The sequence below is a fragment of the Sphingomonas vulcanisoli genome, from assembly GCF_011761305.1.
Lineage (GTDB): Bacteria > Pseudomonadota > Alphaproteobacteria > Sphingomonadales > Sphingomonadaceae > Sphingomonas_I > Sphingomonas_I vulcanisoli.
The window spans coordinates 90,433-97,549 of sequence record NZ_JAAOZC010000011.1 but is presented as its reverse complement, the minus strand read 5'-3'; the positions used below and the strand labels follow the sequence as shown (position 1 = coordinate 97,549).

Annotated in this window: 4 protein-coding genes; all 4 read right to left on the bottom strand. The window is 66.6% G+C overall.

Annotated features, from left to right (window positions below; genetic code table 11):
- Positions 1 to 203: 203 nt before the first annotated feature.
- Positions 204 to 2,198 (bottom strand): threonine--tRNA ligase, encoded by a 1,995-nt coding sequence (gene thrS / locus FHS31_RS15390; protein ID WP_167075145.1) that lies wholly within the window; start codon positions 2,196 to 2,198, stop codon positions 204 to 206.
- A gap of 217 nt (positions 2,199 to 2,415) precedes the next feature.
- Positions 2,416 to 3,447 (bottom strand): hypothetical protein, encoded by a 1,032-nt coding sequence (locus FHS31_RS15385; RefSeq protein ID WP_167075143.1) that lies wholly within the window; start codon positions 3,445 to 3,447, stop codon positions 2,416 to 2,418.
- Positions 3,438 to 4,811, bottom strand: a complete 1,374-nt coding sequence (locus FHS31_RS15380) for a glycosyl transferase family protein (RefSeq protein WP_243843498.1) — start codon at positions 4,809 to 4,811, stop codon at positions 3,438 to 3,440. Before FHS31_RS15380 ends, FHS31_RS15385 begins: the two co-directional genes overlap by 10 nt.
- A gap of 100 nt (positions 4,812 to 4,911) precedes the next feature.
- On the bottom strand, positions 4,912 to 7,110 hold the full coding sequence (locus tag FHS31_RS15375) for a S9 family peptidase (protein WP_167075139.1): 2,199 nt from the start codon (positions 7,108 to 7,110) through the stop codon (positions 4,912 to 4,914).
- Positions 7,111 to 7,117 lie beyond the last annotated feature (7 nt).

Here is a 7,117-nt window from a genome sequence, read left to right as displayed (position 1 = left end):
CGAACCACAATGATGACACCGCATCAACGCCTCCCATCAGAACGCCGCATCATCGCACGTCAATACAAAGTGAACAATGCCCCTAAAAGGGGAGGTGGCAGCCGCAGGCTGACGGAGGGGGCTCTCAACCAGCGCTCCGCCTCGCCGGAAGCCCCCTCCACCCATGCTTCGCATGGTCCCCCTCCCCGTTCCGGGGAGGATCGTTAGCGCAAATCCGGCGGCGTCGCTTCCGCCACCAGCGCGGCGATCGCCTCGTCCAGCTTGAGTATCTGCTGGCCCTCGCTGCCGAGCCGGCGGATCGCCACCGTGCCTTCCTCGGCCTCCCGCTTGCCGACGACCAGCAGCGCGGGAACCTTGGCGAGGCTGTGTTCGCGGACCTTGTAATTGATCTTCTCGTTGCGCGTGTCGGTCTCGGCGCGCAGCCCGGCGGCCTTGAGCCTGGTAACAACCTCCGCCGCATAGCCATCGGCATCGGAGACGATCGTCGCCACCACCGCCTGCACCGGCGACAGCCACAGCGGGAAGCGGCCGGCGTGATGCTCGATCAGGATACCGATGAAGCGTTCGAACGTGCCAAGGATCGCGCGGTGGAGCATCACCGGGCGATGGCGCGCGCCATCCTCGCCGACGTAGCTGGCGTCGAGCCGCTCGGGCAGCACCCGATCGGACTGCATCGTGCCGACTTGCCAGGTCCGCCCGATCGCATCGGTCAGGTGATATTCCAGCTTGGGGGCGTAGAAGGCACCCTCGCCGGGCAGTTCCTCGAAGCCGTCCTTGATCGATTGGCGGATGTCGGCGCCCATCACTGCCTGGCGCAGCTCCTCCTCCGCCTTGTCCCACATCGCATCGTCGCCGAAGCGCTTTTCGGGACGGAGTGCGAGCTTGATCGCATAATCCGCGAAGCCGAGATCGGCGTAGATGCTGTCGAGCAGCTCACAGAAGCTCCGCACCTCGGCGATCAGCTGGTCCTCGCGGACGAAGATGTGGGCATCGTCCTGCGTGAACTGGCGAACGCGCATGATGCCGTGCAGCGCGCCATGCGCCTCGTTGCGGTGGCAGCAGCCGAACTCGGCCATGCGCATCGGCAGATCACGGTAGCTCTTGATGCCCTGCTTGAAGATCAGGACGTGCGCGGGGCAGTTCATCGGCTTCAGCGCCATCATGTCGGCATCGGCCGAGATGATGGCGCCCTCATCCTCCGCATTGGGGATCTCGTCGGGGACGACGAACATATTCTCGCGATATTTGCCCCAGTGGCCCGATTGCTCCCACTGGCGCGCGTCCATCAGCTGCGGCGTCTTGACCTCGACATAGTCGGCCAGATCGAGGCGGCGGCGCATATAGGCCTCGAGCTGGCGCCAGAGCAGATAGCCCTTGGGATGCCAGAAGACCGAGCCGTGCGCCTCCTGCTGGAGGTGGAACAGGTCCATCTCCTGCGCGATGCGGCGGTGATCGCGCTTGGCGGCCTCTTCCAGCCGCACGAGATGCGCGTCGAGCTGCTTCTTACTGAGCCAGCCGGTGCCGTAAATACGGCTGAGCATCGCATTCTTTTGATCGCCGCGCCAATACGCGCCGGAGACGCGCGTCAGCTTGAACGCCTGCGGATCGAGCTTGCCGGTGGAAGCGAGGTGGGGGCCGCGGCACATGTCGAGGAAGGTGCCGGCGCGATAGACGGTTAGCTCTTCGCCCTCGGGCAGTTCACCCGCCCACTCGGCCTTGAAGGTCTCGCCCTGCTGCTTCCACAGCGCGATCAGTTTGTCGCGTTCCCATACTTCGCGGACGAGCTTTTCGTCGCGGGCGATGATCGCGCGCATCTCGGCCTCGATCGCGGGCAGATCCTCTTCGGTGAAGGGGCGGTCCTTGGGCGCGAAGTCGTAATAGAAGCCATCATCGGTCGAGGGGCCGAAGGTGATCTGCGTGCCGGGAAAAAGGTGCTGCACCGCTTCGGCCAGCACGTGCGCATAATCGTGGCGGGCGAGCTCCAGCGCGTCCCTCTCGTCGCGGGCGGTGACCAGCGCGAGCTGAGCGTCATGCTCCAGGGGCCGATTGATATCGCGCAATTCGCCATCGACACGCGCGGCGATCGCCGCCTTGGCGAGGCCGGGGCCGATCGCCGCCGCAATGTCCGCGGGCGTGGTGCCGAGCGGCACCGCGCGGCTGGAGCCATCGGGCAAGGTGATCGAAAGCATCTCAGTCATGGTTCTTCCTGGGGTCGATCCGGGCCTATGCCCGCGCTGGCGCCCGATGGGAAGAAAGAGAGAAGCGGACGCCGGCCTCACCCCATTCTCCGGGTGGGCCAGAGCGGCGCAGCTAACGTGCGCGCGCGCCCGGCCCGCCCCGGAGGGCGGTGCTAGTGGTCGTGCTGGCAAGTGCGCGTTGCATGGGTGCGCAGATAGCGAGTGCGCGGGCGAAAAGCTAGAAGTCGGCGCCCAAGGTCAGCGCCGCGCCTGATCCGGGTGCAGCATGGCCAGCGAGGCGGAAGCGGCCGTCGATGGCGAGCGTTACATTGTGGTGGTCGATCGGTAGCACGATCGCCATCCGCGGCCCGGCATCTAGGCGCGCTACCTGCGGCTGCGCTGCGCCCCACAGGCCCGCGCCGAGGGTGATCGCGGTCTTCGGCGTCGGCAGACGATAGCCGATGCGGAGCGCGCCATCGATGAACAGGTCGCGCCGCTGCGTGCCGACCACGCCGGCCTGCGCATAGCCATCGATCTGTGCGCTGCCCGGTCCCCCGCCGCGCCAGAAGCCTCCAGCTGCGTAAGCCGACCAGGCCGACCGCCCGAGCCGATCAAGCCGCTGGCGCCGTTCGACGCTAATGCGCAGCGGCCGGCCGGGCAGAGGGTGCCAGTCGATGCCGAAGGCAGTCTCCGCGCCGCCATGTTCGAGCGGGGCGTAGACGCGCGCCGCCGCGGCGAAATCGCGGCTCAGCGGGACGGCGATGCGCGCGGCGAACTGACTGCCGCCAAGCTCCGCGCGCTCGGCCAGGCCAGGCGTGCCCGCGCCCGGCCGCCAGAAGAAATAGGCCTGCGCCTCGATCCGCGATGCAGTGCCGCGTTGTTGGGGGAAGAGCGGCACAGGGGCGAAGGGAGATGGTGGCGCCTCTTCCCTATCCTCCGCCGGTGGCAGATAGGCGAAGGTGGCGCGGCGCAGCGCATGTTCGGTGGAGAGCGCTTCGCCGCCGCCTTGCTGCAGCAGCCATAACCGCGCCGCATTGACCCCATGTGCCCAATCGAGCGTGCGCATCGCCGTGACAACGCCGATTCCCCGCGCGGCTGGCTCAAAGGGTGGTGCGGTGGCAAAGGTTTCGAAAGCCGGCGTCGGTGCGGCAGATACGGCGAAGCCGCGCACCGCCGCGACCGTGGCGGGCCACAGCAGATAGGCGCGCGTCATCGTCCAGCAGGCGAGGATGGTGAGCAGGAAGCGCGCCTGCCGTCCTTTCAATCGCACGGCAGGCTTTCGGGAAAGAAATGTTCGGTCTTGTCCCAGGCTGCAGCGCGGCCCGGCTGATAGCCCGCGATCGCACGCCATACCGAGACGATCGCGATCAGGTTGGCGACGACGATCCGCGGCACCGACAGGCAGGCGGCCCAAGGCCCATAAAAGCGTTCGACGATGATGACCCGTTGCGCCAGCCGCCACCCCAGCAATACGAGATTCGCGTGCAGCAGCGGCCTGAGCAGCGCGGCATGGTGAGGATCGACGCCCAGCGCCCAGCAGCCGAAATCGAGCACGGCGCCGAAATAGCCGCAGGCCAGGATCAACGCCGCCAGCGGGGCGCGCCGATCGCGGAAGCGCATCCAGCGCTCCGCAAGCCCGCCGCGCCAGCGCAGCCGATCCCAGCCGGCCAGCGCGATGCCCGTTACCCAGCGCGCTTTCTGGCGGCAGGCGGTATGGAAGGTCTCGGGAAAATGCGCGCGCACCGCGACAGGGTCGATGCCCGCGCGCGCCGGGATCGATACGAACACGCCGCGCCCGCCATGCTCCGCGATGCGCAGGCCGAGTTCATAATCCTCGGTGAGGCTATCCTCTGGAAAAGGCCGATCGTCGGTCGCTGCCGCAACGCGCGCCAGCATCTCGCGCCGAATCGCACAGCCCACGCCCGCCGACGGCATAGCGGCGCCCAATGCCTCGCGGACGATCAGCTGGCGGCCGTGACCTTCCGAGAACTCGTCCGCATAGGTTGCGGCGATGGTCCGCGCGGCAAGGCGCCTATCGAGCGCGGGAAGCGGCAGCACGGGGATCTGGATCAGATCGAAGCGCTCGATCATCCGATCGTAGAGCCTGAGCTCCATCGGGTGGACGACATCCTCGGCATCGTGGAGCACGATCGCCTTGAATGCGCGGCCCGACGCTTGCTCGTCCGCCAGCATCGCGCGCCAGAGCCGGTTCAGGCATTCGCCCTTGCTCGTCGGCCCCGGTCGTAGCCCGCGCACCAGCCGGATGCGGGGATCGCCGATCGCGGTCACGGCCTGCGCGGTAGCAGGATCGTTGGGGTAGGTGCCGACGTAGAGCCGGTAATCGCCATGATCGAAGCGGGCGAGCGCGGCGCGGAGCATCGCACCGATTACCGCCGACTCGCGCCAGGCGGGAATGAACACCGCGATCGCGCCCGGCGCGTCCGGCGGCGGCAGCGTCGCCATCGCCGCGCGCGCGTGGCGACTGAAGACGAACAGCCGCCGCCAGCCGCCCCGGCCGAGCCAGATCAGATCGATCGCAAGATCGTCGATCGCGCCGAGCAGCATACCCACCGCCGCGAACAGCACGATCTCGCGCGTCGCTGCGCCGAGCAACCAGGCGAAGTCCGCCCCCAAGAAACCCCCGATTCCCAACCGAAACGGATCATTTCTTGAAGGAGCGGCGAGATCAAGTCTTGGACATTAAAACCGAAATGAATTGTATCGAAGGGGCGGCCTATTTGGCAACGGGCGCGATAATCCCGCGTCGTTCGAGGAAGCCCAGGATGGTTTCCCAGACATGCGTTTGTGCACCTTCGCCCGAAACGCCGTGGGTCTTGCCCGGATAGGCCATCATTTCGAACGGCACCTTGGCCGCCTGCAGCTTCGCCCACAGCGCGGTCGAATTTTCGAACACGACATTGTCATCGGCCATGCCGTGCAGGGTCAGCAGCGGATCGACGATCTTGGTCGCATCGTCGAGCGCATCCGACGTGTCGTAGGGCGGCATGCCGAGATAGCGTTCGGTGTAAGCGGTGTCGTACAATTCCCACTTGGTCACCGGCGCGCCCGCGATGCCCGCCGCGAAGACGCCCGGCGCTTTCTCCAGCAGCTTGAGCGTCATATAGCCGCCGTATGACCAGCCGTAGGTCGCGATCCGCGCCGGATCGACATAGGCCTGCGTCTTGAGCCATTTCGCGGCGGCGACCTGATCCTCGACCTCCACCGTGCCCATCGCATGATAGATCTGGTCCTCGAACGCCCGTCCGCGATTGGGTGAGCCGCGATTGTCGATCTCGAACACGATGAAGCCGCGCGTCACCAGATATTGGTGGATCGGGCTGCCCCAGGCGCGCGTCACCGTCTGCGAGCCTGGGCCGCCGTAATGCTCCATGAAGACGGGGTAACGCTTGCCCGGCTCCAGCACCGGCGTGATCATCTTATAGTGGAGGATGCTGCCGTCGGCGGCCTTGAGCGTGCCGAATTGGGTCGGGCGGTGGTGGTCGAGATAGGGCGCGTAGGAATGTGTGGCGTCGAGCTTGTTCTCATTGATCCAGGCGAGGCGCTTGCCCGTCACGTCCGCGAGATAGGTTTGTGGCGGCTGATCGGGGTTGGAGCGGGTGAGGATGATCCGCGTCGCGCCCTTGTCCATCGATGCGCCATAGGTCCAGCCCGACTCGGTGATCCGGCGTGGCGTTTCCGGATGCGCGAGATCGATCGCATAGAGCTGCGTTTCGAGCACGTCGTCCTTGTTGGCGGTGAAATAGATATGCCCCGCGGCATCGATGCCCGCCACGCTATGGACCGACCAATCGCCATGCGTCAGCGGGCTCAGCTTGCCGTGCGCGAAGCGATCGAGGTGCGGATAGCCGCTGCGCTCGGAGCTCCACAGCAGGCTGCCGTCTTTGAGCACGCGGAAATCATTGTTGAGGTCGACCCAAGTCTTGGACGTTTCCTCGATGAGCTTGGTGGCCGCACCCGTCATCGGATCGATCCGGAGCAGATCGAGCCGCTTATTGTCGCGCGCCAGCTGCTGCACGTAGAGCGCCTTGCCGTCCGGCGCCCAATCGACGCGGGCGAGATAGAAATCCGGGTTCGATCCGAGATCGGCCTTCACGCGGCCGCTGCCGTCCGGGTTCATCAGCCACAATTCGACCAGCGCGTTGGGCGTGCCCGCGGCGGGATAGCGCTGCTCGACGATCGTCGTGCCCTCGGCGCCGATCGCCGCGCGGCGGACGATCTTGACCGGGCTCTCGTCGGTGCGCTGCACGGCGATGCGCGTCTCCTTCGGGCTCCACCAGGTGCCGCTGCGCCGCTCGAGCTCTTCCTGCGCGACGAACTCGGCGGTGCCCCAGGCGAGCGTGCCGCCGCCGTCTTTGGTGAGCTGCCGCTCGGCGCCGCTAGCGAGATCGATCGCGTAGAGATTGTGATCGCGGACGAAGCTGACGAAATGGCCTCCCGGCGAGACCTTGGCCTCAATCTCGGTCTGCGGCGTATCGGTCAGGCGGCGGACGGTGCCGTCGAGCGCGGCGAGGTAGAGATCGCCGTCGAGCGGCACCAGCACGCTCTTGCCGTCCGGCGCCCAGTCATAAGCGGTGATGCCCTTCAATGCGCCGATCCGCAACCGCTCGCGCCGCATCTTCTCCTCTTCGGAAAGCGCGGCGCCGCTGCCGATCTTGAGCGAATCGACCAGCATATGCTCGGCACCGCTGGTCGTATCGATCGCCCAGAGATCATAGCGATCGCGATCGTCGGTGCGGTTGCGCAGCAGCGTGAGCAGCTTGCCGTCGGGCGAGAATTTGACCTCGCGAGGGCTCGGGCCGGAGAGGCCGGGGCTCTGGAACAGGCGTTCCAGCGTCAGCTGCTTGGCGGCGATGGGGGCGGCGGCGGTCATGGTCATGGCGCAGGCGATAGCGGCGGCGATCAGGCTTTTCATAGGGACA